The organism is Pseudomonas sp. SCPG-7 (genome assembly GCF_002156405.1).
GTDB classification, from domain to species: domain Bacteria; phylum Pseudomonadota; class Gammaproteobacteria; order Pseudomonadales; family Pseudomonadaceae; genus Aquipseudomonas; species Aquipseudomonas parakoreensis.
Genome location: NZ_MVOO01000019.1, coordinates 56,654 through 81,943, shown reverse-complemented (window position 1 = coordinate 81,943; position 25,290 = coordinate 56,654). Strand labels below are relative to the sequence as shown.

Annotated in this window: 29 protein-coding genes and 1 tRNA gene; 14 read left to right on the top strand and 16 right to left on the bottom strand. The window is 59.3% G+C overall.

Annotated elements, in window-relative coordinates:
• Positions 1-72: 72 nt before the first annotated feature.
• A tRNA-Arg gene (locus B1722_RS25185) sits at positions 73-149 on the bottom strand.
• Positions 150-424: 275 nt separating this feature from the next.
• On the opposite strand from B1722_RS25185, the gene folD reads away from it, so the two are divergent.
• Positions 425-1,279, top strand: coding sequence for a bifunctional methylenetetrahydrofolate dehydrogenase/methenyltetrahydrofolate cyclohydrolase FolD (gene folD, locus B1722_RS25180; protein WP_041074114.1), 855 nt, complete (start codon positions 425-427; stop codon positions 1,277-1,279).
• A 230-nt stretch (positions 1,280-1,509) separates the two neighbouring features.
• The gene (pbpG, locus tag B1722_RS25175; protein ID WP_041074112.1) at positions 1,510-2,448 is read left to right on the top strand and encodes a D-alanyl-D-alanine endopeptidase; all 939 of its coding nucleotides are present in this window, start codon (positions 1,510-1,512) and stop codon (positions 2,446-2,448) included.
• Between the two features lie 150 nt (positions 2,449-2,598).
• Here pbpG and B1722_RS25170 read toward each other — a convergent pair whose 3' ends face one another.
• The 3 genes from B1722_RS25170 to B1722_RS25160 form a co-directional block, all read right to left on the bottom strand.
• A complete protein-coding gene (locus B1722_RS25170; RefSeq protein ID WP_047291581.1) occupies positions 2,599-2,793 on the bottom strand; it encodes a hypothetical protein in 195 nt (64 codons plus the stop codon).
• Between the two features lie 11 nt (positions 2,794-2,804).
• Entirely contained in the window at positions 2,805-3,011 is a 207-nt protein-coding gene (locus B1722_RS25165) for a DUF6021 family protein (protein ID WP_041074110.1), read from the bottom strand.
• Positions 3,012-3,100: 89 nt separating this feature from the next.
• A complete protein-coding gene (locus B1722_RS25160; RefSeq protein ID WP_041074108.1) occupies positions 3,101-3,772 on the bottom strand; it encodes a lipoprotein in 672 nt (223 codons plus the stop codon).
• 234 nt (positions 3,773-4,006) lie between these two features.
• Between B1722_RS25160 and B1722_RS29640 the strand changes: the two genes are divergently transcribed.
• Positions 4,007-4,168 (top strand): hypothetical protein, encoded by a 162-nt coding sequence (locus B1722_RS29640; RefSeq protein WP_174377378.1) that lies wholly within the window; start codon positions 4,007-4,009, stop codon positions 4,166-4,168.
• 122 nt (positions 4,169-4,290) lie between these two features.
• On the opposite strand, the gene B1722_RS25155 is transcribed toward B1722_RS29640, so the two are convergent.
• Both B1722_RS25155 and B1722_RS25150 read right to left on the bottom strand, forming a co-directional pair.
• Positions 4,291-5,040 (bottom strand): TerC family protein, encoded by a 750-nt coding sequence (locus B1722_RS25155; RefSeq protein WP_041074106.1) that lies wholly within the window; start codon positions 5,038-5,040, stop codon positions 4,291-4,293.
• Between the two features lie 28 nt (positions 5,041-5,068).
• Entirely contained in the window at positions 5,069-5,311 is a 243-nt protein-coding gene (locus B1722_RS25150) for a hypothetical protein (protein ID WP_025108906.1), read from the bottom strand.
• 244 nt (positions 5,312-5,555) lie between these two features.
• On the opposite strand from B1722_RS25150, the gene nhaR reads away from it, so the two are divergent.
• Complete coding sequence (nhaR, locus tag B1722_RS25145) at positions 5,556-6,455, top strand: transcriptional activator NhaR (protein ID WP_086794737.1); 900 nt, start codon at positions 5,556-5,558, stop codon at positions 6,453-6,455.
• Here nhaR and B1722_RS25140 read toward each other — a convergent pair.
• Entirely contained in the window at positions 6,450-7,613 is a 1,164-nt protein-coding gene (locus tag B1722_RS25140) for an MFS transporter (RefSeq protein WP_086794736.1), read from the bottom strand. The two genes, nhaR and B1722_RS25140, sit on opposite strands and share 6 nt — an antisense overlap.
• A 337-nt stretch (positions 7,614-7,950) precedes the next feature.
• Between B1722_RS25140 and sstT the strand changes: the two genes are divergently transcribed.
• A complete protein-coding gene (gene sstT / locus B1722_RS25135) occupies positions 7,951-9,183 on the top strand; it encodes a serine/threonine transporter SstT (RefSeq protein WP_041074100.1) in 1,233 nt (410 codons plus the stop codon).
• 154 nt (positions 9,184-9,337) lie between these two features.
• Here sstT and B1722_RS25130 read toward each other — a convergent pair whose 3' ends face one another.
• Positions 9,338-9,847 (bottom strand): DUF1993 family protein, encoded by a 510-nt coding sequence (locus B1722_RS25130; RefSeq protein ID WP_041074098.1) that lies wholly within the window; start codon positions 9,845-9,847, stop codon positions 9,338-9,340.
• A 125-nt stretch (positions 9,848-9,972) separates the two neighbouring features.
• Here B1722_RS25130 and B1722_RS25125 point away from each other — a divergent pair, with 125 nt between their 5' ends.
• Positions 9,973-10,617, top strand: coding sequence for a YceH family protein (locus tag B1722_RS25125; protein ID WP_041074096.1), 645 nt, complete (start codon positions 9,973-9,975; stop codon positions 10,615-10,617).
• Positions 10,618-10,748: 131 nt separating this feature from the next.
• On the opposite strand, the gene B1722_RS25120 is transcribed toward B1722_RS25125, so the two are convergent.
• Complete coding sequence (locus tag B1722_RS25120; protein ID WP_086794735.1) at positions 10,749-11,267, bottom strand: cupin domain-containing protein; 519 nt, start codon at positions 11,265-11,267, stop codon at positions 10,749-10,751.
• A 210-nt stretch (positions 11,268-11,477) separates the two neighbouring features.
• Positions 11,478-12,296, bottom strand: a complete 819-nt coding sequence (locus tag B1722_RS25115) for a shikimate 5-dehydrogenase (RefSeq protein ID WP_086794734.1) — start codon at positions 12,294-12,296, stop codon at positions 11,478-11,480.
• A gap of 257 nt (positions 12,297-12,553) precedes the next feature.
• Between B1722_RS25115 and B1722_RS25110 the strand changes: the two genes are divergently transcribed.
• From B1722_RS25110 to B1722_RS25100, 3 genes are all read left to right on the top strand, one after another.
• Positions 12,554-12,904: a hypothetical protein gene (locus B1722_RS25110; protein ID WP_007965394.1), complete on the top strand. Its 351-nt coding sequence runs from the start codon at positions 12,554-12,556 to the stop codon at positions 12,902-12,904.
• Positions 12,905-13,133: 229 nt separating this feature from the next.
• Complete coding sequence (locus B1722_RS25105) at positions 13,134-13,328, top strand: hypothetical protein (RefSeq protein ID WP_025108897.1); 195 nt, start codon at positions 13,134-13,136, stop codon at positions 13,326-13,328.
• 102 nt (positions 13,329-13,430) lie between these two features.
• Positions 13,431-13,613 (top strand): hypothetical protein, encoded by a 183-nt coding sequence (locus B1722_RS25100; RefSeq protein WP_041074091.1) that lies wholly within the window; start codon positions 13,431-13,433, stop codon positions 13,611-13,613.
• On the opposite strand, the gene B1722_RS25095 is transcribed toward B1722_RS25100, so the two are convergent.
• Complete coding sequence (locus B1722_RS25095) at positions 13,610-14,671, bottom strand: AI-2E family transporter (RefSeq protein WP_041074089.1); 1,062 nt, start codon at positions 14,669-14,671, stop codon at positions 13,610-13,612. The genes B1722_RS25100 and B1722_RS25095 overlap by 4 nt on opposite strands.
• A gap of 249 nt (positions 14,672-14,920) precedes the next feature.
• Here B1722_RS25095 and yegQ point away from each other — a divergent pair, with 249 nt between their 5' ends.
• Entirely contained in the window at positions 14,921-16,264 is a 1,344-nt protein-coding gene (gene yegQ / locus B1722_RS25090) for a tRNA 5-hydroxyuridine modification protein YegQ (protein ID WP_086794733.1), read from the top strand.
• Between the two features lie 209 nt (positions 16,265-16,473).
• Here the strand turns inward: yegQ and B1722_RS25085 are convergent, their stop codons facing one another.
• The gene (locus B1722_RS25085; RefSeq protein WP_041074085.1) at positions 16,474-16,704 is read right to left on the bottom strand and encodes a hypothetical protein; all 231 of its coding nucleotides are present in this window, start codon (positions 16,702-16,704) and stop codon (positions 16,474-16,476) included.
• Positions 16,705-16,796: 92 nt separating this feature from the next.
• A complete protein-coding gene (locus tag B1722_RS25080) occupies positions 16,797-17,510 on the bottom strand; it encodes a FadR/GntR family transcriptional regulator (RefSeq protein ID WP_041074082.1) in 714 nt (237 codons plus the stop codon).
• Positions 17,511-17,876: 366 nt separating this feature from the next.
• Here B1722_RS25080 and B1722_RS25075 point away from each other — a divergent pair, with 366 nt between their 5' ends.
• Positions 17,877-19,223, top strand: a complete 1,347-nt coding sequence (locus B1722_RS25075) for an MFS transporter (RefSeq protein WP_086794732.1) — start codon at positions 17,877-17,879, stop codon at positions 19,221-19,223.
• A gap of 34 nt (positions 19,224-19,257) precedes the next feature.
• Complete coding sequence (gene gudD, locus B1722_RS25070) at positions 19,258-20,601, top strand: glucarate dehydratase (RefSeq protein ID WP_086794731.1); 1,344 nt, start codon at positions 19,258-19,260, stop codon at positions 20,599-20,601.
• A gap of 127 nt (positions 20,602-20,728) precedes the next feature.
• Here gudD and B1722_RS25065 read toward each other — a convergent pair whose 3' ends face one another.
• Positions 20,729-21,601 (bottom strand): LysR family transcriptional regulator, encoded by an 873-nt coding sequence (locus B1722_RS25065; protein ID WP_041074077.1) that lies wholly within the window; start codon positions 21,599-21,601, stop codon positions 20,729-20,731.
• Between the two features lie 160 nt (positions 21,602-21,761).
• On the opposite strand from B1722_RS25065, the gene ampC reads away from it, so the two are divergent.
• Positions 21,762-22,928 carry a class C beta-lactamase gene (gene ampC / locus B1722_RS25060; RefSeq protein ID WP_086794730.1) on the top strand — a complete coding sequence of 389 codons (1,167 nt, stop codon included), beginning with the start codon at positions 21,762-21,764 and terminating at the stop codon, positions 22,926-22,928.
• 136 nt (positions 22,929-23,064) lie between these two features.
• On the opposite strand, the gene B1722_RS25055 is transcribed toward ampC, so the two are convergent.
• On the bottom strand, positions 23,065-23,637 hold the full coding sequence (locus B1722_RS25055; RefSeq protein WP_041074073.1) for a DUF4174 domain-containing protein: 573 nt from the start codon (positions 23,635-23,637) through the stop codon (positions 23,065-23,067).
• Between the two features lie 209 nt (positions 23,638-23,846).
• Between B1722_RS25055 and B1722_RS25050 the strand changes: the two genes are divergently transcribed.
• The gene (locus B1722_RS25050; protein ID WP_041074071.1) at positions 23,847-24,320 is read left to right on the top strand and encodes a GNAT family N-acetyltransferase; all 474 of its coding nucleotides are present in this window, start codon (positions 23,847-23,849) and stop codon (positions 24,318-24,320) included.
• An 80-nt stretch (positions 24,321-24,400) separates the two neighbouring features.
• Here B1722_RS25050 and B1722_RS25045 read toward each other — a convergent pair whose 3' ends face one another.
• Entirely contained in the window at positions 24,401-25,186 is a 786-nt protein-coding gene (locus tag B1722_RS25045) for a sulfite exporter TauE/SafE family protein (RefSeq protein ID WP_041074069.1), read from the bottom strand.
• Positions 25,187-25,290 lie beyond the last annotated feature (104 nt).

Genomic DNA, 25,290 nt, shown 5'->3' with positions numbered 1-25,290 from the left:
GAGTCACAATCCCGTGCTCTACCAACTGAGCTACGCCCACCATATCGCGCTACTTGTGCCAAAGCTGCCTAATGGCGCACCCGGCAGGACTCGAACCTGCGACCATCCGCTTAGAAGGCGGATGCTCTATCCAGCTGAGCTACGGGCGCCTTATTAATCTGTACTCTTGGAGGACTACAAACTAAATGCTTTCCAGCTTCGCAGAACGCTAATTCCGCTCAACCTTCTTAACCAGTGCTAGGCTGTGCCCGACAAGTGCGACGAATAGTATAGAGCGCTCCCAAGGTCGTCAAATCCTTTTTGAAAAAAATTCATTTAATTAAAGGAGTTAGGGGAATTTGCTGACCAAGCGCCTTTGCCCTCACCGTCTGACATGCGAGAATGCGTTCTCTTTTTTTCCCCTCTCGATGGTTAATCACGCGCAATGACTGCACAACTAATCGACGGCAAATCGATCGCCGCCAGCCTGCGCCAGCAGATCGCCCAACGAGTTGCCGAGCGTCGCCAGCAAGGCCTGCGCACTCCCGGCCTCGCGGTGATCCTGGTCGGCAGCGATCCTGCCTCTCAGGTTTATGTCTCGCACAAGCGTAAAGACTGTGAAGAGGTAGGCTTCCTCTCCCAAGCCTACGACCTGCCCTCCGACACCACTCAAGAAGCGCTGACCGATCTGATCGATCGCCTCAACGACGACCCGGCCATCGACGGCGTTCTGCTGCAACTGCCGCTGCCCGAGCACCTGGACGCCTCCAAGCTGCTGGAGCGCATTCGCCCGGACAAAGACGTCGACGGTTTCCATCCTTATAACGTCGGCCGTCTGGCCCAACGCATCCCGCTGCTGCGCCCATGCACCCCGAAAGGCATCATGACCTTGCTGGAAAGCACCGGCGTTGACCTTTATGGTCTGGATGCGGTGGTGGTTGGCGCCTCCAACATCGTCGGTCGCCCGATGGCGATGGAACTGCTGCTGGCCGGTTGCACCGTGACCGTCACCCACCGCTTTACCAAGGATCTGGCCGGCCACGTCGGTCGCGCCGATCTGGTGGTGGTCGCCGCCGGCAAGCCGGGCCTGGTCAAGGGCGAGTGGATCAAGGAAGGCGCGATCGTGATCGACGTCGGCATCAACCGTCAGGACGATGGCAAGCTGGTCGGTGACGTGGTGTACGAAACCGCTCTGCCCCGCGCTGGCTGGATCACTCCGGTGCCAGGTGGTGTTGGCCCGATGACCCGCGCCTGCCTGCTGGAAAACACCCTCTACGCGGCAGAAACCCTGCACGCCTGAGAGGCTTTTCCGCAATAAAAGAACCCCGCCTTTGTGCGGGGTTCTTTGTATCTGAGAAAAAACACTAACCGTTCGCCGGAAACCCCTCTTTTTACAGGCCTTTTCACGAGATTTTCAGGTCATTCAAACAACCATCGACAGATCTTCAGCCATACTCCTAGAATGCGACGCTTTGAAGAAATAACCCGTTACAAACTAACGGAATATCCAACCTTTATGAGTTCGCCCGCGTGAAAATTCGTCTTTCGATCCTGAGCCTGGTTTTTGCTTTTTCAGGCACATTCGTCACGCCAACCGTCAACGCCGCTGAAACCACTGCTGCGCCACGCGATGCTTCGCAACTGAAGATCGCCTCCGGCAGCGCCCTGCTCATGGATTTGCAGACCAATAAAGTCATCTATTCGAGCAACCCGGATGTGATCGTACCCATCGCTTCGGTCAGTAAGCTGATGACCGGGCTGGTGGTCGTTGAAGCGCACCAGAACATGGACGAATGGATCGACGTCGACATCAGCCACACGCCGGAAATGAAAGGCGTGTTCTCCCGAGTCAAGCTGAAGAGCGAACTGCCGCGCCGGGAAATGTTGCTGATTGCCCTGATGTCCTCGGAAAACCGTGCAGCCGCCAGCCTTGCGCATCACTACCCGGGCGGTTATGCAGCCTTCATCGCGGCGATGAATGCCAAGGCCAAGGCACTGGGCATGACCAACACCCACTATGTCGAACCGACCGGCTTGTCGGAACGTAACGTTTCCACCGCCCGCGATCTGAGCAAACTGTTGGTGGCCGCGAGCAAGCACCCGATCCTCACTGAACTGACGACCACCAAGGAAAAAACGGTGTCATTCCGCAAACCCAACTACACCCTGGGTTTCCGCAACACCGATCACTTGGTGAACAAGGCCGACTGGGACATCAAAATCACTAAAACCGGCTTCACCAACCCGGCGGGTCATTGCCTGGTGCTGGTGACGCGGATGAGCAACCGCCCGGTTGCCCTGGTGATTCTCGATGCGTTCGGCAAATACACGCACTTCGCCGATGCCAGCCGTATCCGCAGTTGGATGGAAACCGGTCGCAGCACCAACGTTCCGGCAGTGGCCCAACAATACAAGGCCGAGAAAAACCTCAAGGCGCGCCAGAGCGGCGTGGTCGAAGCCTCCAAGTAACCGGAAAGACCAACTGTGGCGAGGGAGCTTGCTCCCGCTGGGGCGCGTAGCGGACCTTCTTTTTTAACAAGAAAAGGCCTGCTGCGCAGTCCAGCGGGAGCAAGCTCCCTCGCCACAGAGTTATTCAGCCAGTGGTTAAATACCCGTTATTCAATCATTGGGTAACGGCATTTTGTCGTCGTCCGGAATGCCATCGCCAGCGCTCGGATCTGGCGTCAGCACATTAGGCCGGGCCAATGGATCACGCAGCGGGCTGTCCGGATCCAGTACTGGGTCTACGTCATCCTCAGGCGTGGTCGGCACGCTGTCCGGTTTTTTATCGTCAAAGCTGGAATCGGTACTCATACGCACCTCCCTTAGGGTTTCAGATCAGCCAACGGATCATAAGGCTTGGCCGGACGCTTGCTGTCTTCGCCGGTCTCCACATCCTTCGGCGCCTTGGCAGGGCCGACCGGATCAACCTGCGGGTCGTCGAGATCCGGTGAATCCGGATCGAAACCCAGATCATGACCGGACGAATGCTCGCTTGAATGTGGGCCTTTCGGGGATGGGGAATCTGCCATGCTCGCCTCCTGATTCACCCGCACATTCGGGCTCTATCGTTAAGAGGCGTGCCGGGCGTGAGGGTGCCCGGCAAATGACGAACGGAGGCTTAATGTGCAGCCAGAGCTTTTTTGGCTTGCTCCGCTTCACGCTCCTGCCCGGCCTGCGCCAACTCATCGGCCGCCTTTAGCCAGCGCTGACGATCAACCTCGGCTGGAATCTGCGACGGCTTCTGGATCAGCACGGCCCAACCGCCCGACTTCTCGAACGCCGACTCGAAGGAACTGAAACTCATCAGTTCGCGGCGATTCATTCCGGCGCGCAACAGCACTTTCTGTTTCAAGCGGTCGTAACCGGAAAGAATGGCGTAACGCGGCTCAGCCCAGAACGCCGAGCCTTCGCTAAAGCGCACCATCACCGGATATCCGGCCGCGACCTGGGTGAGCAAGGCTGGCAGGTTCTTGTCCAGCGGATAGACCACCATGCCGTAATCGCGGGCCAGGTTTTGCAGATTCTGCTGCAACTGATCCTGTGCACCCGGCAGCTGCAACGGTTTTTCCAGCAGCCCCGGCGTGATCATGATGCCCTGCTGCGACAACAGGCTGGCCAGCACTTGCGGACCACTCTGATTGGCTTCCCCGCGATAGAACGTACCGCTGAGTTCGACCCGCTCCGGCAGGCGCTTGACCTGCGGCGCGACAGTGCCCGCACACCCCGCCAATACAGCCGCGCAACCGGCCACCAGCAACGCCCCTCGCAATCGAGTCAATACCTGCACCATTGTCACTCTCTGATCAGACGCCGGTCATCGTGTTCCGGCAACGCCTGCGATCATAGGGCGACGCACGGCTGCGGTATAGCCTTAAACCGCAGACCGATCGATTGCATAGAGCGAACTGATTGGTCATCACCGACCTTTGGTCAATAGTCTGAAACACCCCATTGTCTAGACTGTCACTGAAACAGAGCGAATTGAAAAAGTGTGTGCCCGACGCAGGGCAAAGAGGAGGCACTGATGAGCCTGACCATGACCATCGTAATGTTGATAGCCGGCTGGCTGGCCGTTGCCAGCGCCATGCTGTGGGGCGTGCTGCGCATTGCGCGACGCCATCATCATCCGGTCGATTCGACCCCGAATCACAAGCCAGAAAAGCACCGCCACGCGACTGCGCACTGACAGGTCAGTTGATATAAAACCTCTGTAGGAACTGCCGAAGGCACAAGCCGTACGGCATGAGGCATAAGCAAAAAGGCCGGCTGAACTCGACGAGTCCAGCCGGCCTTTTGGTTTGCTGCAGATTATGCCTGCTGAGCCAGCTTCTTCTGCTTCGCCCGGCGCGACATCATGTTCAGCACTTCAATCGCTGCCGAGAAGGCCATGGCCGCGTACACATAACCTTTCGGTACATGGGCACCGAAGCCTTCGGCGATCAGCGTCATGCCGATCATGATCAAGAAGCCCAGGGCCAGCATCACCACTGTCGGGTTGTCGTTGATGAACTTGGCCAGCGGCTCAGCTGCGAACAGCATCACCATCACCGACACCACCACCGCGATCACCATGATCGGCAAGTGTTCAGTCATGCCCACCGCAGTAATGATGCTGTCGATGGAGAACACCATGTCCAGCATCAGGATCTGACCGATTGCGGCAGCGAAGCCCAGGGTCACGGTCGAAGTTGCCGTTTTCGGATCTTCCGGAGCCGGGTCCATGCTGTGATGGATCTCGGTCGTGGCTTTCCACACCAGGAACAGACCACCGGCAATCAGGATCATGTCTTTCCAGGAGAACGCCTGGCCCATGATTTCGATTACAGGTTCGGTCAACTGCACGATGAAAGCGATGGTGCTCAACAGGGCCAGACGCAGGATCAGCGCCATGCCGATACCGATGCGGCGCGCCTTCTGCCGATGCTGCACAGGCAACTTGTTGGTCAGGATCGAAATAAAGATCAGGTTATCGATGCCGAGCACGATTTCCATCACCACCAGTGTGGCCAAAGCAACCCAGGCGGCGGGGCTGGCGGCGAGTTCTAACAGATATTCCATGGGTCAGTCCTGACTCTTGTATGACGATTTAGATGGTCTTGGAGGAAGATTCGGATTTTTCCGCATCTTTTTCCGGCGCTTCTTTTTTCTCGATCAAGCCGCCGGTGGCGTCGCTGAGCGCTTGTTCAGCAGCTTTGTGCGTATCGTCGATCGCCTGTTTGGCGCTTTCGGCAGCCTTGCCCATCAACTGCTGGGCACTTTTCTCGGCCTGATCGCAACCGGCCATGAGCAGTAAAGACGTAAACATCAATGCAGGGATTGTGTATTTCATGAGACTTCCTTCGAATGAACAGACAGGGTCACAGACCACCCGTCGATGGCTGGGCATTCTAGGGAGACAAACACTTCAGGAAAATTCGTATTTTTAGCGGCTATACTTCGGCTTTAACGAACTATGACCATCAGTGTAGAAGCTGCCGAAGGCTGCGATCTTTTGATTTTTTAAAGCAAGATCAAAAGATCGCAGCCTGCGGCAGCNGGGGGGGGGGGGGGGGGGGGGGGGGGGGAACCTTAGAGTGCTCAATTACCGACAACTGCATTACTTCTGGGTGGTCGCCAAGACCGGCAGCATCGTGCGTGCCTGCGAGCAACTCAACCTCACACCGCAAACCATCAGCGGGCAGATTTCGCTGCTCGAACAAACCTACGGCATCGAACTGTTTCAGCGGGTCGGCCGCCAGCTGGAACTGACCGAGGCCGGACGCCAGGCCCTGCCCTACGCCGAGCAGATGTTCCAGTTGGGCGGCGAACTGGAGTTGATGCTGCGTGCCCAGCCCAACGAACAGCAGATCCTGTTTCGCGTCGGCGTGGCCGACGTGGTGCCCAAGTCCATCGTCTATCGGCTGATCGCGCCGACCATGGAGTTGCACGAACCGCTGCGCATCACCTGCCGCGAAGACAAACTCGAACGCCTGTTGGCGGACCTGGCCATCCAGCGTCTGGACCTGGTGATTTCCGACAGCCCGATGCCGTCGCACCTCGACATCAAGGGCTACAGCCAGAAACTCGGCGAATGCGGGATCAGTTTTTTCGCCACCGCGCAATTGGCGGCGCAATACGGGCAAGACTTTCCGCGCAGCCTCAACGGCGCACCGCTGCTGATTCCCGGCGCGGAAACCGTGGTGCGCAGCCGTCTGCAGCGCTGGTTTGCCGAGCAGCAGATCCAGCCGCGAATCGTCGGGGAGTTCGATGACAGCGCCCTGATGCAGGCCTTCGGCCAATCGGGCAGCGGGATTTTCATCGGCCCAAGCGTGATTGCCGATGAAGTCAAACGCCAGTACGGCGTCGAGGTGATTGGCCAGACCGACGCGGTGACCGAGTCGTTCTATGCCATTTCCGTGGAACGCAAGGTCAAGCACCCCGGCATCGTGGCGATTACCGAAGGTGCCCGACGCGAGCTGTTTACCGCGCTATGACGCCTGGGCGCACGCTTCGCGCGGCTTGAGCGTCATCAAGACCATGGCGAGGAATACCGACAACAGAATGAACCCGGCAGCGGCAAATCCCAGAAAGCCAAGGCCGGCACTGTCGATCACTCGACCGCCGATCATCGCTCCGAGGCCGATCCCGAGGTTGGCCCCGGCGATATTCAGCGAGGCGGCAAAGGCTGGCGCTTCCGGTGCGGCCTTCATCAGGCGTACATGGCTGACCAGAAACAGCGCCGCCTGGGTGATACCCCAGATGCCCATGGCCACCGCCAGGCCCAGCGTCGAGTGGATATTCGGCACCAGCGAGACCATGCCGGCAATCATGAACGCGCAGAACAGCACGGACGCACCCAACGGATGACGATCCACTGCACGCCCGCCCAGCGAGTTGCCGATCAGCCCGACCGCACCGAAGCCCATCAGGCACCAGCCAACCACGGTGCCGTTAAAACCCGCCAGACGCTCGAGTATGTCGGCCAGATAGGTGTAGGCGGTGAACATGCCGCTGAATACCAGGATCGACAACAGCACATGGCCGAGCATCAGCGGGCTGCGCAGGATCTTGAACTGCGAGCTGAAGCTGACCTGGTGCTGATGCAGGCTGGTTTTCGGCAAATAAACAAACAGCAACAAGGCCTTGGCAAAAGCGATCACCGCCAGAATCGCGAATGCACTGCGCCAGCCGAACGCATCGGAAATCAACGTGCCCACCGGGATGCCGAATACCGTCGCGCAGACGATGCCGAAGCCGATCTTGGCAATCGCACGGCCGGCGTAATCCGGGCCGACGATGTCTACAGCGGTCTCACTGGCCAAGGCCCAGAACACCGGCAGGCCGAGGGCCGGGGTCAAGCGCGCAATGGCCATGACCCAGATGTTCGGCGCCAGCGCGGCAACGGTGTTGGCCAGGCCGAACATGATCAGGATGGTGATGAACAACTTGCGCCGCTCGAAGCGGGCGAAATAGGCGGTCAAAAACGGGCCGAACATCGCCACCGTGAAAGCGAACAGAGTCACCAGCAGACCCGCCTGCGGAATGGTTACCGCCAGGTCTCGGGCAATGGCCGGCAACAGGCCGACGATGACGAATTCCGTGGTCAGCACCGTGAATCCGGCAGCGGACAACAGAAGAATGGGCAACAGCATGAGCAACTCCAGCAAAACGACGACACCAGCGAAGGCCGGAAGGCCCGCTGGCAACGATTAAAATGAGGATGGCGAATCTTAACAGAGTGTTTCAGCAGTGACTTGCATAAACCTGCCGACTTGCCGATCAATCCGGTGGCAGATCGTCACAGGCCTGAAGGATAACGCCTACGCTGTGATAAAGTCCGCGCCCTGAAAAACGTACACCCTGTTCAGCGCCCCGTTTAACAGCGTTGATCGCGCGTCAGCCCTTTCGGTTCGTGCCGGTGACCTGCCCCCTTGATGTACCACCGGTTTCACGCAACCTTGCACCCTATAAAAAATCAGAGATGCCGTTATGACCGCTTCATCCCCTTCTCTAATGCAACGCCTGAAAAACCTCAGTCTGGTCACGCAGATCCTGATCGGCCTGCTCGCCGGTATCGCTCTGGCGTTGTTCGCCCCGGAAGCGGCAAAAGGCTCGGCGTTCATCGGCAAAGTATTTGTCTCGGCGCTCAAAGCCGTGGCGCCGATTCTGGTGTTCGTGCTGGTGATGGCGTCGATCGCCAACCACAAGCACGGTCAGGAAACCCACATCAGACCCATCCTGTTCCTGTATCTGCTCGGCACTTTCGCCGCAGCCGTGGTCGCGGTGGTGGCCAGCATGGCGTTTCCCTCGCATCTGGTGCTGTCCACCGACAATGTGTCAGTCACCGCGCCGGGCGGCATTGCCGAAGTGCTGCAAAGCCTGCTGTTGAGCGTGGTCGACAACCCGGTCAGCGCGCTGATGAATGCCAACTTCATCGGCATTCTGGCCTGGGCGATCGGCATGGGCGTCGCGATTCGCCATGCCAGCGACACCACACGCGAGGTGCTGGGCGACCTGTCCAACGGCGTGACCGTGATCGTGCGCGTAGTGATTCGTTTCGCCCCACTGGGCATTTTCGGTCTGGTGGCGTCTACCCTCGCCACCTCGGGCTTCGGCGCGTTGATCGGTTATGCGCACCTGCTGGCCGTGCTGCTGGGCTGCATGCTGTTTGTCGCGCTGGTGATGAACCCGCTGATTGTGTTCTGGAAGCTGCGCCGCAACCCGTACCCGCTGACCCTCAAGTGCCTGCGCGAAAGCGGCATCACCGCCTTCTTCACCCGCAGTTCGGCAGCGAACATTCCGGTCAACCTGGAACTGAGCAAGCGCCTGGGCCTGCATGAAGACACTTACTCGGTATCGATCCCGCTGGGTGCGACCATCAACATGGCTGGCGCAGCGATCACCATCACCGTGCTGACCCTGGCTGCCGTGCACACGCTGGGGATTGCCGTGGACATTCCGACCGCGATCCTGCTCAGCGTCGTCGCGGCGATCTGTGCCTGTGGCGCCTCGGGCGTGGCCGGTGGCTCGCTGCTGCTGATTCCGCTGGCGTGCAGCCTGTTCGGCATTCCCAGCGAGATTGCCATGCAGGTGGTGGCGGTGGGTTTCATCATTGGTGTGCTGCAGGACTCGGCGGAAACAGCGCTGAACTCGTCCACTGATGTGCTGTTTACTGCCGCGGCTTGCTTGGGTGAAGAGGCGAAAGTTCAGCGCTCAGTCTAAAGATCAAAAGATCAAAAGATCGCAGCCTGCGGCAGCTCCTACATTAGGAATGCGTTTCCCTGTAGGAGCTGCCGCAGGCTGCGATCTTTTGCTTTATCCAATAAGAAGCCCGCCAAGGCGTGAACCTTGGCGGGCTTTTTTGTCGCCGGGTGTTTTAGTACGCGCCCATGTAATCGCGTTTACCCACTTCAACACCGTTGTGGCGCAGCAGCGCATAGGCAGTGGTGACGTGGAAGAAGAACTGCGGCAGACCGTAGCTCAGCAGGTAAGCCTGACCGCTGAAGCGCTTCTCTTTCGGCGTGCCCGGACGGGTCACGATCTCGATGCCTTCCTTGCCGTTGATCTGCTCCGGCTTGATCTCGCCGATGTAGGCCAGCACCTTGGCGATCAGCGCCTGCAGTTCGGCGAAAGTGGTTTCAGTGTCGTCATACTTCGGGATTTCGACTTCGGCCAGACGCGAGGAAACGCCCTTGGCGAAGTCGACGGCGATCTGCACCTGACGCACCAGCGGAAACATGTCCGGGTACAGGCGCGCTTGCAGGAAGGCGTTCGGGTCGATGTTTTTCTCGGTGGCGTGGGCTTCAGCCTTTTTCAGGACATCGCTCAGGGCGCTGAGCATTTGTTGAAAAACCGGGACGGATGCGGCGTAAAGGGAAATGGTCATGGCAGTCTCGTGTGGTGGCTGGGTGGAACGTGGAGGCGATTATAGCCATGCTTGATGACCACACGGCTTGCCTTTTGTTAGCCAAGGATTAGGCTAGGCGCCTTCGACTGCTGAGGGAACGCGCGATGACCACCGAACTTGCAACCACCACCAACGAACCACGGCTCAACGCCACGGAAATCCGCATTCTGGGTTCGTTGATCGAAAAACAGGCCACCAGCCCGGAAACCTATCCGTTGACCCTCAATGCATTGGTGCTGGCCTGTAATCAGAAGACCAGCCGCGAGCCGGTGATGAACCTGACTCAGGGCCAGGTCGGCCAAAGTCTGCGGGCGCTGGAAAGCCACGGTTACACCAAACTGGTCATGGGCAGTCGCGCTGATCGCTGGGAGCATAAACTCGACAAGGCGCTGGAGCTGGTGCCGGCCCAAGTGATTCTCACCGGTTTGATGTTCTTGCGTGGCCCGCAGACAGTGAATGAGTTGCTGACCCGCAGCGGCCGCATGCACGATTTCGAAGATGCCGAGCAGGTGGTGCATCAGCTGGAGCGTCTGATCGCCCGTGGGCTGGCGGTGTTGATCCCGCGTCAGGCCGGGCAACGCGAAGACCGCTACACCCATGCGCTGGGCGATCCGGCGGACATCGAGGCGATCCTGGCGGCGCGGCAGAATCCTGGGGAGCGCGCGACCAGCGGCGTTTCGGTCGAGCGCATCGAAGAGCTGGAAGCACGGATTGCCGCACTGGAAGAGCGCCTGGCGCGCCTCGAATAACCCCGAAATCCTACTGTGGGAACGAGCTTGCTTGCGAATGCGGTGTGTCATTTAGCAATGATGTGAATGACACATTGCATTCGCGAGCAAGCTCGCTCCCACAGGGGCTGCACCAAGACGAAGGTCTCTATTTACTCACCATCCCAATAATCCACCCCATCCGCCTGCCGCGCCACGGCGACAAAACCTGATGCATTGCCCTCGGCATCAACCTTGAAGTTGTCCATCACTGCGTATTTGTTGGAGTCCGGGTATTCGCAGATATCCGGTTGCTGCTGGGTGCTGACCGCCAGGTAACGCAGTTCCGCTTCGCTGGTATTGATGATTTGATGCGCCGTCTCCGGGCCGCCCGGCGGGCAGGCGATCACGTCGCCCGCGCGAATCGGAAAGCGTTCGGCCCCCAAGCGCACCTCGCCCTCCCCGACCACCACATAGAACATCTCTTCATTGACCCGGTGGCTGTGAAACGGACTGCCGCGCATGCCTGGCGGCAAGGCGTACAACCGATAGCCGAGTTTCTGCGCGCCGAGCTGCTGGCCGATGCGCGCCATGCTTTGCTGGTAGCGACCCGCGGTTTCGCCTTCCGGGGCAAGGGCTTCAGGCAGGGGTTCGAGTTCGACCTGGTGCAGGTTGAGGATGGGTGGGTGCATGGGGTGCCTCGATCAGGTTTTTATGAGGGGCAAGTCTTGGCTTGCTGAGGCCGCAGTATAGGCAACCCGATAAACCGAGTTGAATTCATCGCTGGCAAGCCGGCTCCCACAAGATTTGTGGTTGCTCCCCTGGTTGTGTTGCAACCTGATACCTGTGGGAGCTGGCTTGCCAGCGATGGGGCCAACTCATTCAACACATAATCCTGAACATCAGCTGCGGGCGAAATTCACCGCCGCCGCAAACTGCTCTTCACTCGGCCGCACCCCGGTGTACAGCACAAACTGCTCCAGCGCCTGGATCGCAATCACCTCCAGTCCGGTAATCACTTTCTTGCCCTCGGCCCGGCCGCGCACGATCAGCGGCGTTTCCGACGGAATCGCCACGACATCGAACACGATCCCGGCTGCCTGGATTACTTCAGGCTCAAACGCCAGTTGCCCCGCCTCGGGCCCGCCGTCCATGCCCACCGGGGTGACGTTGATCAGCATCTGCGGACGCTCTTCACCCAACTCGGCCCGCCAGCGGTAACCCAGCGAATCCGCCAGCGCCTGCCCGGCGCGCTCGTTACGCGCAACGATCAGTCCATTCTTGTAGCCACCATCACGCAGGGCGCTGGCCACGGCTTTGGCCATGCCGCCGCTGCCACGCAGGGCGAACGTCGAATCTTTCGGCACTGCGTGGGTTTCCAGCAATTGCGCGATGGCGATGTAATCAGTGTTATAGGCCTTGAGGTGACCGTGGGTGTTGACGATGGTGTTGATCGACTGGATCGCCGCCGCCGACGCATCCAGCTCATCGACCAGTGCGATGCACGCTTCCTTGAACGGCATCGACACACCACAACCACGAATCCCCAGCGCACGAATGCCGCCGACAGCCCCCGACAAATCCTGACTGCTGAACGCCTTGTAATAGAAGTTCAGGCCCAACTGCTCGTACAAATGGTTATGAAACCGCAGACCGAAATTCCCCGGGCGCCCGGACAGGGACATGCACAGCTGGGTGTCTTTGTTGGGATTCATCTGCATGAAACTTCTCCTTCAAAACGGACTTTCGGATGGACGGAGTTAGCCATTCCATCGGGTTCTGGACGATCATAAGCGCCTGTCTGCAACGGGCCGCGTGCCCCTTTGACCTGCCGGTAAAGAAGCCGGTACAGACCTTACACAAAATTTACCCAGCGGCTGTGCTGATTTTCAGAATTTCGCTGTCATAGAAGTATCCCCGCGACAACTTTGGGCCTGGTGCAGGCCCGGACGCCGGGTCGAAGAACCGAGGAATTATCATGATTCGTAAACTCCCCATCGTGGCCTTGTTGATTGGTGCATTCGCGATCACAGGTCAGGCAGAAGCCCACGGCGGTGGCTGGCAGGGTCCGGCCGTGTTTGGTGCGATCGTCGGCTCGGCCATCATCGGCTCGGCACTGATCAACCAGGACCGGCCGGTCTACGTGCAACAGCCTGTTTACGCTCAACCGGCACCGGTTTATGTGCAACAACCGCCGCCACCGGTCTATTACCAGCCGGCCCCGGTTTACGTGCAACAACCGGTCTACGTGCCTGGCCCGGTCTACTACGGCCCACCACGCGGCTATTACGGCCGGCCACACGGCTACTACGGTGGCCCACGCTGGTAATCGCCAACAAACAGCCCTGCTTTATAGCGGGGCTTTTTTATGACCGTCGGTCGGGCAACGTCTGAAAAAATCTTGCCAAGGTCGCTGTGAGGATAGTTCCAGCGGCTAAAGTCGGCATGATGGACTTGACCGCTGGGGGCAAAACACAGAACGGTCATCGATTTGTCATGACGGAACCGCAATCTGAATCCGTCCGTAAACAACAGGTTGATAACAACAAGGACGACCCATGCCTACTCAAAATCCGCACCGCATCGTCGGCCTGTGCACTTCAAGCAAGGTGTACAGTGCGCTGACCGAACTCAAACACCTGGAAGGCCACCGCTGCGCCAAGTTCCTTTCGCTGCTGGCGGAGAACCTGGTGCACAAGGGCCTGCTCAACGAGCGCGAAGTGGTGCACATGCTCGACCAGGTTGTCGACTGAACCCGTCCTCACTGTTATCAATGACCACTATCGAAAGCGTTGATTGTCCCTGAGCACAGCGAATCCCTAAGGTAGCTCCACAGATTGATGGAGGTACTGGTCATGGCTCAGGTTCAAATCATGTCGGTCATCGGCAGCGCTGTTCCCGCATCGCTCAGAGCGTCGGGATTGCTCGCCTGCTGGTATCTGGTGCGCGACGGTGAGCCCATCAGCGGCCCGCTGACTTCGCTCCCGGCAGCGCAGGCGCTGTCGCAGAAAATCGTCAGCGCGCCGTTCCACGCTTAAGGCAACTGGACTTTCGGTTTGGTCTCGATAAACAGCGCCCAGCTCGACATGAAGAGCGCCGCGATCAGCGGCCCGATCACGAAACCGTTGAGGCCGAACACTGCGAGGCCGCCGAGGGTCGAGATCAGGATCATGTAGTCGGGCATGCGCGTGTCTTTGCCGACCAGAATCGGGCGCAGCACGTTGTCCACCAGACCGATCACAAATACCCCGAACAGCCCCAATACCACGCCCTGCCAGATCATCCCGCTGAGCAGGAAGTACACCGCCACTGGCGCCCAGACGATTCCCGCGCCCACCGCCGGCAACAGCGACAGAAAGCCCATCAGCACCGCCCAGAGCAATGCGCTGGGGATGTCGAGAAACCAGAAAATCGCCCCGCCCAATGCGCCCTGAGTGACCGCCACCACCAGGTTGCCCTTCACCGTCGCCCGTACCACACGGTTGAACTTCAACTGCAAACGGCGTTTGTGGGTCTCTTCCAGCGGCACTGCGGTGCGTACCTTGCGTACCAGTTCGGCGCCATCGCGAAGAAAGAAAAACAGCAGGTACAGCATGATGCCGAAGCTGACCACAAACTCGAATGTGCCCTGGCCGAAACTGAAGGCCTGACTGGCCAGCACCTGACTGCCCTGCATCGACGCCTTGACGATTTTCTCGCGCAGACCGTTGAGTTCGCCCATGCCGAAGCGATCGAGCAAATGCTGAAAGTAAGGGGGCAAGCTGTGTTTGAACTGTGCCAGGTAGGCACCGATGTCCAGTTGACCGCTTTCGATGTTGTTGTACACCGTCGCGCCTTCCTGAACCAACAGGATGCTGAGAATGATCACCGGGAGAATCGCGATCACCAGACAAATGCCCAGCGTGCAAAGCGCTGTCAGGTTGCGCTGCCAGCCGAATTTGAGCTGTAACTTGCGCTGCATCGGCGCAAACAGAATGCCGAGAATCACCGCCCAGAACACCGCACCGTAGAACGGCAGCAGAATCCAGATGAAGGCGACCGTCACCAACAGCAACAGCACGGTGAGGGATTTGAATTGCAGCGTTTTTTCGTTCATGTCCGATCCATGTCAGTCAGGCGTCACGCACGCCTCGAACCTTAGTCCACCGGGGCGCGCACGAGTGCCATCTTTGTTCATGGAGCATAGATCGCCTGGTAGAAGCAGCTCGCTGCACCTGATGCAGCGGGACCTTGTCATGGTGCCGGCGCGGCACAGATCAGCGGCACCCGCGCAAAGATAGATCCAGATCAATAAACCGTACTTGCCGCTGCACTACCCTGCCGCGCTTTTGCGACCGACGCCGCCATGATCCTTGACCTCCCCCTCGCCGCTCCGGAGCTGCTGGCTCCCGCCGGCACCCTGAAGAACATGCGTTATGCCTTCGCCTACGGCGCCGATGCGGTCTACGCCGGCCAGCCGCGTTACAGCCTGCGGGTGCGCAACAACGAGTTCGACCACGCCAACCTCGCCCTCGGTATTCGCGAAGCGCAGGCCCAGGGCAAGCGCTTCTACGTGGTGGTCAATATCGCCCCGCACAATGCCAAGCTGAAGACCTTCCTCAAGGACCTGGCGCCGGTGATCGAGATGGCGCCGGATGCCCTGATCATGTCCGACCCGGGCCTGATCATGCTGGTGCGCCGGCATTTTCCGCAGATGCCGTTCCACCTTTCGGTGCAGGCCAACACGGTGAACTGGGCGAGCGTCGAGTTCTGGCAGCAACAAGGTCTGAGCCGGATCATCCTGTCGCGGGAATTGTCGCTGGAGGAAATCGCTGAAATCCGCGAACAGGTGCCGGGCATGGAACTGGAAGTGTTCGTCCACGGCGCGCTGTGCATGGCTTACTCCGGGCGCTGCCTGTTGTCGGGCTATATGAACAAGCGCGACGCCAACCAAGGCACCTGCACCAACGCCTGCCGCTGGAAATATTCGGCGCAGGAAGCCACGGAAAACCAGCTCGGCGAGATCGTGCAGACCTTCCAGCCCGAGCCGACCCTGGGCATTGGTGCGCCGACCGATCAGGTGTTCCTGCTGCAGGAAGCCAATCGTCCCGATGAATTGATGCCGGCGTTTGAAGACGAGCACGGCACCTACATCATGAACGCCAAGGATCTGCGCGCGGTGCAGCACGTCGAACGCTTGACGCGCATGGGCGTGCATTCGCTGAAGATCGAGGGTCGCACCAAGTCGCATTTCTATTGCGCACGCACCACCCAGGTTTATCGCCGGGCAATCGACGATGCCGTAGCCGGGCGCGAGTTCGATCGCAGCCTGATGACCGACCTCGAATCACTGGCCCAGCGCGGCTACACCGAAGGTTTCCTGCGCCGGCATGTGCATGACGAATACCAGAATTATCAGAACGGCAGCTCGGTGTCGGAACGTCAGCAATTCGTCGGCGAACTCACCGGTGAGCGCCGTGACCGGTTGGCCGAGGTCAAGGTGAAAAACCGGTTTGCACTGGGCGACCACCTGGAACTGATGACGCCCAAGGGCAATTTCCACTTTGATCTGCACCAGTTGCAGAGTGCCAAGGGTGAAGCGATCGAGGTGGCACCGGGGGATGGGCACACGGTGTACCTGCCGATTCCGGATGCGGTGGATTTGCGCTTTGGGTTGCTGATGCGTGATGTAGCTGCCAATCCGGTATGAGGACACGCAACACCTTGTAGGCGTCACTGATCTTCAGCCACATTGCGGCCGCCATCGCTGGCAAGCCAGCTCCCACAGGGGTTGTGTTGAACACAAAATCCCATGTCATCAACAACCACTGTGGGCTTGCCCGCGAAGAGGCCGGCATGAACAAAACACCTCGCCACTGACCGACCAAAAAAAACCCGGCTCCAGAGCCGGGTTTTTCACTACCGGAGATCATCAGACAACGGCGTCGGCTCATCCGCCGGCGGCACATCATCGTCCGCCGCCGGGTCCTTCCAGTCTTCCGGCCGATCGGCATCACTCAACGGATCACGTCCCGGACTCATGCCCGGTGGCGCATCGTGATCGGCCAGTGTCGGCTCATCCGTGCCGGGCACCGGACGGGTCGGATCGGTCGGCAGCACACCACCTTGAAACAGCAAATCATTAGCCATGACACACCTCACCAAGGAGGTCCGGAAAACCCGGGCCATACCGCTTGGAAGCAGGCCTGCGCAGGCCGTGCCATCGAGCAGACCAACGGCAATCAGCCCTGCGCACTGAAACGGTCGCGGCTGTTGGTCAGGTGCAGCCACATCGCCGCGCGCGCTGCGTCCGGGTCCTGGCGCTTGATCGCATTCAGGATCGCTTCGTGCTCCAGATGCGCCAACTGCCCCAACTTGCTCAGATCCGCCGCCCCACGCTCGGCCGCGTTGAGCCGCTGACGCGGAATCATCGCGCTGCCCAGATGCTGCATGATTTCGCTGAAGCAGACGTTGCCGGTGGCTTCGGCGATCAGCAGATGAAAACGTCGATCCGCCTCGACGCAACTGTCGTTGCTGTCCAGCAGACGCTGATAGTCATCCAGCGCCTGGCGCATGTGCAGCAATTGTTGTTCGCTGCGCCGTTGCGCGGCCAATGCGGCAGCCTGAGTTTCCAGGCCCATGCGCAACTCAAGAATACTGCGCACGCCGAGCGCGGTGTCGACATTCAGGCGCAAGCCCTGCTCGGCAGCGCGTTCGATGACGAAAGTGCCGATGCCGTGCCGCGTCTCCACCAGCCCTGACGCCTGCAACTTGGAAATCGCCTCGCGCACCACCGTGCGACTGACGCCGTGCTCCTGAACGATAGCGTTCTCCGACGGCAGCTTGTCGCCGGGCGACATCTGGCCGAGCAGGATGCTCTGGGTGAGTTTCTCCACCAGATCATGGGCGAGGTTGTGCGCACGTTTGGGCGCGGGTGCGTCGAGGTCTTCTTGCATGTTCGGTTCCGGTGATCGGGGCTTGCCGATCGTAGCACTGCGTGATGGCTGACGAGTCGATTTTAGCGCCGAAACAGCACTCAACTTGTATGACAACACTCAATAAAACGAAAAAAACGCAACAACCAAGCGCTACGCCCTGTTTGAACATTTGGATCGTGAACCCAACAGGCGCGTCTGACGCGCCGCGATTAAGACCAATAAAAACGGGGCAAAACACCAAAAAGAAATAAAGAAATCGTTCACCAGACAAATTTAATCGCTGCACCCCACTTGTAGGACAAAAAAATCAAGTTGTATGATGTCTAGCAACAACGCAGCACCCAGCCCTACCCCGCATAAAAATAATTAGTGGGAGAAAACCAAGTGAAAACCTCCGTCTCCGGGATCAACGAGGGCGTCGATTCGACACTCGCGTCCGTCATCTCGAAAGTGAAACGCCACGTCCTGCCGCTCTTCGTGATCATGTTCATCGTCAATTACATTGACCGAGTGAACATCGGTTTCGTCCGCACTCACATGGAACATGACCTGGGCATCGGGGCGGCCGCCTACGGCTTCGGCGCCGGTCTGTTTTTCATCGGTTACGCGCTGTTCGAAGTGCCGTCCAACATGCTCCTGCAAAAAGTCGGCGCGCGTATCTGGCTGACCCGCATCATGCTCACCTGGGGCCTGGTCGCCGCCGGCATGGCGTTCATCCAGAACGAAACGCACTTTTACATCCTGCGCTTTCTGCTTGGCGTGGCCGAGGCCGGATTCTTTCCCGGGGTGATCTACTACTTCACTCGCTGGCTACCCGGCGCCGAACGCGGCAAGGCCATCGCGATTTTCCTCAGTGGTTCGGCGGTGGCCTCGTTGATCTCCGGCCCATTGTCCGGCCTGCTGTTGCAGATCAACGGCCTGGGCATGCACGGCTGGCAATGGATGTATTTTATCGAGGGGATGTTCTCGGTCGGGCTGTGCGTGTTCGTCTGGTTCTGGCTCGACGCCAAACCCCACGACGCGAAATGGCTAACCCGCGCCGAACAGGACGCGCTGGTCAGCGCCATCGATGACGAACAGAAGGCCCGCGAAGCCGCGACGCCGATCCGCCCATCAATGGGCAAACTGCTCAAGGACCGGCAGATCATCCTGTTCTGCCTGATCTACTTTTTTATCCAGCTGACCATCTACGCCGCGACGTTCTGGCTGCCGAGCATCATCAAGAAAATGGGTGAGATGAGTGACTTCCAGGTCGGGCTGTTCAACTCGATCCCGTGGTTGCTGTCGATCGTCGGCATGTACGCCTTCGCCGCTTTCTCGGCCAAATGGAAGCACCAGCAGGCCTGGGTCGCCACCGCGTTGTTGATCGCCGCGGCGGGGATGTTCATGTCCACCACCGGCGGGCCGATTTTTGCCTTTGTCGCGATCTGTTTTGCCGCGCTCGGCTTCAAGTCCGCCTCGTCTTTGTTCTGGCCGATTCCGCAGGCGTATCTGGATGCGCGAATCGCCGCAGCGGTGATTGCGCTGATCAACTCGGTGGGCAATCTCGGCGGCTTCGTCGCGCCGACCACCTTCGGCCTGCTGGAACAACACACCGGCTCGATTCAGGGCGGCCTCTACGGTCTGGCCGCGACCTCGATCATCGCCGCGATCATCGTCTTCGCGGCCCGCACCACACCGAAACCTGCTGCTGACCTTGCCGTGGCCGAAGCCGCGCCGAAGCACGCATGACTTCCTTTTTAAAGATGCTGACAAGGATAAAAACATGACCGCACACAACACTGCCAAAGCGCCAATCATCACTGAAATGCAGGTGATTCCCGTGGCCGGCCACGACGGCATGCTGCTCAACCTGAGCGGCGCCCACGGGCCGTTTTTCACCCGCAATATCGTCATTCTCAAGGACAACGCCGGCCACACTGGCGTCGGTGAAGTGCCCGGTGGCGAGCGCATCCGCCAGACGCTGGAGGATGCCCGCAGCCTGGTGCTCGGCAGCACAATCGGCAACTATCAGAAAATCCTCAATCAGGTGCGCCAGACCTTCGCCGAGCGTGACGCCGGCGGCCGTGGCCTGCAGACGTTCGACCTGCGCATCACCATTCACGCAGTGACCGGACTCGAAGCCGCCCTGCTCGACTTGCTCGGCCAGCACGTCGACGTGCCGGTCGCGGCGCTGCTCGGCGAAGGCCAGCAGCGCGATCAAGTGAAGATGCTCGGCTATCTGTTTTACGTCGGTGACCAGCGCGAAACCAGCCTCGCCTACCGCAGCGAACCGGACGCCGATAACGACTGGTTCCGCGTCCGTCACGAGAAGGCCATGAGCGCCGAAGCGGTGGTGCGTCTGGCCGAAGCGGCCCAGGCCAAATACGGTTTCCAGGATTTCAAACTGAAGGGCGGCGTGCTCAGCGGTGATGCGGAAATCGAAGCCGTGACGGCACTGGCCGAACGCTTTCCCGAGGCGCGTATCACCCTCGATCCGAACGGTGCCTGGTCACTGAAGGAAGCGATCCGCCTGTGCCGCGATCAGCATCACGTGCTGGCTTATGCCGAAGACCCTTGCGGTGCGGAAAACGGTTACTCAGGGCGTGAAGTCATGGCCGAATTTCGCCGCGCCACCGGGCTGAAGACGGCGACCAACATGATCGCCACCGACTGGCGTGAAATGGGCCACGCCATTCAGTTACAGTCGGTGGACATCCCGCTGGCCGACCCGCACTTCTGGACCATGCAAGGCTCGGTGCGTGTCGCGCAACTGTGCCACGAGTGGGGACTGACCTGGGGCTCACACTCCAACAACCACTTCGATATCTCGCTGGCGATGTTCACCCATGTCGCGGCGGCGGCACCGGGCGACATCACCGCCATCGACACGCACTGGATCTGGCAGGACGGCCAGCGCCTGACCCAGGCACCGCTGCAAATTGTCGACGGTTGCGTGCAAGTGCCGCAGAAACCGGGACTGGGCGTGGAGCTGGACATGGATCAAGTGGCCAAGGCTCATGAGCTGTATAAAGGCATGGGCCTCGGTGCGCGAGATGACAGCGTGGCGATGCAGTTTTTGATTCCGGGGTGGACGTTCGATAACAAGCGGCCGTGTCTGGTGCGCTGACATTCTCAAGCTCACCGTACTTCAAATGTGGGAGCGAGCTTGCTCGCGAATGCGGTAAAACAGCCAACATTTTTGTCGTCTGACACAGCGCTTTCGCGAGCAGGCTCGCTCCCACAGGGGTCTTGTATTAACCAGAGATTTGCAGCAGCCAGTTTTTGAACGCCGTCATCGCCGCCGTCTCCGGCCGCGACTGCAAACGCGTCAGCCAATAACTGCCGGTGGTGATTTCAATCGCAAACGGCTGACGAATCACATCCGCCGCCAATTGCCGGGCGAACATCAGCGGCGGTGCCAACGCCACCCCGCTGCCCTGCAGCGCGGCGTCCATCATCGCCAGCGACGAGTCGAACACGATGCTCTGCGGCGGCGCGGCGTGGGTCGCCAGGCCGGCGGCGTGAAACCACTGCGGCCATTCATCGGTGCGATACGAGCGCAGCAAACGCTGCTGCAACAGGTCACCCGGGGATTGCAACTGCCGGGCAATTTCCGGCACGCACAACACCGACAGTGGCGCATCGAGCAAGCGCGTGGCCTCGATGCCATGCCACGCCCCGGCACCGAAACGAATCGCGTAATCCAGTCCTTCGGCGGCGACATCGACCCGGTTGTTGTGAGTCGACAGTCGCAAATCTATGAGCGGATGTTTCGCCTGGAAGTCTGCCAGCCGTGGCAGCAGCCAACCGACCGCAAAGGTTCCGACGGCTCCCACGGTCAGCATTTCCCGATACTGACCGCCGGCCAGCCGCTCAAGCAACTGCGCGATGTGATCGAACGAAGTGGTCAGAACGGGCAACAGGGTCTCCCCTTCACTGGTCAGCATCAGCCCACGGGGCAGGCGTTTGAACAAGGTGACGTTGAGTTGCGCCTCAAGGCTTTTGACCTGATGGCTCACCGCTGCCTGAGTCACGCATAACTCCACGGCGGCGCGGGTGAAGCTCAAATGACGCGCAGAAGCTTCAAAAGCGCGCAGTGCATTGAGCGGCAGTTGAGGTCGAATCATGCCCATTCCCAAATTTTTCTAATGGCTCATGCGAGATTTCATCGTTTGTCGATCATCGCCGGACTGCCTAAATTGACGGCGCTGATCAGTCGCCCAACAAGAAGATCGCCCGCAGTGTAGCGGGATATCACCCTCAACACTCATGGAGAGTGGGTCACACATGTCCTTCATCAACCCGAGCAAAGTCAATATCTGCAGCGCATTTGGCGTGATTTTCGCTGCTACCACGTGCATGGCCGCCACACCCAGCGACGAGCAATTGCAAGCCCTGGTAAATAAAGCCGTCGCCCCGGTGATGCAGCAACAACAGGTTCCTGGCCTGGCCGTGGCTGTCACCGTACACGGCCAACCGCATTACTTTAATTACGGCGTCGTCGCCAAGGATACCGGGCAGAAAGTCAGCGAAAACACCCTGTTCGAAGTCGGCTCGGTGAGCAAAACCTTCGCCGCGACCCTCGCCGGCTATGCGCAGGCGACGGGCAAACTGGACCTGTCGACCAAGGCCAGCCAGATCTGGCCAGAACTCAAGGGCAGCGCCTTCGATGGCATCAGCGTGCTGCAACTGGGCACCTACAGCGCTGGTGGCCTGCCGCTGCAATTCCCTGACCCGTGGGATTCGGCGGACAAGATGCTCGGCTACTACCAACAGTGGAAACCGAGCTTCCCGGCTGGCAGCCAGCGTCTGTATTCCAACCCCAGCCTGGGCCTGTTCGGTTATCTGGCCGCCAAGACCCTTGGCCAGCCCTATGATCAGGCGATGAGCGAAACCCTGCTGCCGAAACTGGGCCTGAAGCACACTTATCTGCAGGTGCCGAAAGCGCAAATGAGCCTGTACGCGCAGGGCTACGACAAGAACAACCAACCGGTGCGCGTCACCCCGGGCGCGATGGATGCGCAAGCCTATGGCGTGAAAACCAGCGCCGCCGACATGCTGCGTTACGTTCAGGCCAACCTGAAACCGGCAAGCCTCGATACTCCGCTGCAACAAGCCATCGCCAACACCCACACCGGTTACTACACCGTCGGCGACATGACCCAAGGCCTGGGTTGGGAAATATACCGTTACCCGATCAGCCTCGACCGCTTGCTGGCCGGTAACAGTACGGAAATGGCCATGCAGCCGCATAAGGTGAAGTGGCTCAACCCGCCACAGCCACAGGCGGATAATGTGCTGCTGAACAAAACCGGGTCTACGGGTGGCTTTGGCAGTTACGTGGCGTTTGTGCCGTCGAAGGATGTCGGCGTGGTGATTCTGGCGAACAAGAACTTTCCGATTCCGGAGCGGGTGAAGATTGCTCACACGATCCTCAGCGTTTTGACCGACTGAAAATCAAATGATCGTTGCCTTCGGCAGCTCCTGCACCGGCCCCATGTAGGAACTGCCGCAGGCTGCGATCTTTTTGGCGGGCAATAAAAATGGGCGACCTGTAGAGGTCGCCCATTTTTTGATTCAGGCCATGCCATCAATCATCCGGCATTTCCGGTGGTTTGCTCGGTTTCGCCGGTTTGCTCGCCTTGGCGCCCTTCTCGCCTTTCTTGGCTGCCGGTTCGGCGGTGGTGGCCTTGGTTTCAGCGACCGTTGGTGCGCTGATTTCTTTCTCGCTCGCCGGCAGCGCATCAACGGTGTCGAAGATTTTTTTCAGGTCCACCGACTTCGCTTCATCGCCCGAGGCCGAGAGTTTGGTCTCGCCGTCCTTGCCCAGCAGGAACACTTTCGGGTACGCCCCGGCGCCCAGCTTCAGCGAGCGCAACAGGGCCATGGTGTCCTGCTGGCCAAGGTCCTTGCCGTCGAGCTGACCGGCCATATTGAGGATGGTGTAGACCTTGATGTTGCGGTCAGTCACACCTTTCTTGTTCGCCGGATCTTCCAGCGACTTTTTCAACCCCACCCACACGGGGTCGACGGTGCTTTGTGCGATCACGATCAACGGTCGGGCCCGTCCCATATCCCCGGCTATGGGCGAATCGTTGTCAGCGGCGAACAAGGGACCGGCAATCGCCAGCAAGAGTGTCAGGGTCAGTGACCTGATGAGCATGCGCATCTCCTTTTGATATCCACGCTCTAATGATTGCGCATCGCGGCGATTGTTCCGGGGTCGTGCCCGGCAAATATGTTTCGCCTTGTCAGAAGCTTAGGTCAGCCGCGTCATTGCGCAACCGCATCGGCGTAATCGTGACGCGGATTTGATTACGTTTTGTGAGCGCATTAGGCTGGCTGTTCCGCCCATGAAAAGGAGTTCAGCCCATGCACATCGACTACCTGTGTGATCACCCGCATTTGATTGAGGAACTGGCCGAACTCAATTTCAAGGAATGGGGCGAATTCCGTGACGGCGATACCCTTGAAGCCCGCACCGAGCGTATGCGCGCGGCCTGCGGCAAGGGTGCGGTTCCCAGCGTGGTGGTGGCCATTGAAGACGAAAGATTGCTCGGTGGCGCGCTGCTGATCGACAGCGACATGAAGATCCGTCCCGAGCTGACGCCTTGGCTGGCGGGGGTTTATGTGAAGGCTGAAGATCGCGGACGCGGAATTGCTTCGCAACTGGTCAACAGGATCGTCGCCGAGGCGGCGACGCTGGGAGTGACTGAGTTGTATCTGTACACCGACGCTGCGCAATCGCTGTATGCGGGGTTGGGTTGGGAGGTGGTCGAGGATCTGGTCTACGAGGATTTGCCGGTGACCGTCATGAAATTCAACATCCTTCATACCGCAGCGTAGGAGCTGCCGCAGGCTGCGATCTTTTGATCTTGATCGTAAAAACGAAGATCAAAAGATCGCAGCCTTCGGCAGCTCCTACATCAGAACGCCAGTTTATAGCCGATCAACAGCAACATGGTCGCCAGACACGGGCGCAGCAATTCATCGGAAATGCGCCCGGTCAGGTGGCTGCCCAGCCAGATGCCCGGCAGCGAACCCATCAGCAGGAAACCCAGCACGCCCCAATCCATGTTGCCCATGCTCGCATGGCCAAGACCCGCAACCAGGGTCAGCGGCACGGCATGGGCAATTTCGGTGCCGACCAGGCGCCGTGTTGGCAGCAGTGGATAGAGAATGAACAACGCGACCGTGCCGAGGGCGCCGGCGCCGATCGAGGTCAGGGCGACCATGGTGCCGAGGATCAGACCGGTGATCACCGTCATTACATTCAGGCGCGCGCCGCTCGGGTTGTAGTTGCCGCCCGCACGGTTATGGGCGAATTCCAGCAGGCGCTTCTTGAACAGAATCGCCAGCGCGGTGGCGAACAACACCCAGCCCAAGGCTTGCTTGATGATCGCGTTCATCGCCTCGGGCGCGGTGTGCAGACTGCTGAGAAACCACAAGGTCAGGGCGACTGCCGGCACGCTGCCAAGGGTCAGCCAACCGGTGATCGCCCAATCGATGTTGTTGTTCTTCTTGTGAACCAGCACGCCACTGGATTTGGTGATGGCCGCGTACAACAGGTCAGTGCCCACCGCGGTTGCCGGGTTGATACCGAACCACAGCAGGATCGGCGTCATCAACGAACCGCCGCCGACACCGGTCATGCCGACAATAAAACCCACCACCAGCCCGGCGATGACCAGGCCGAAATTTGCCAATTCCATTAAGACGTCCAGAAAAACGACAGGAAAAATCTGGCCCGCAGCATAGCGATTTTTCATATAACCACATATATCAATGCGGTCTATAGTTATGCCCGATTCCTACA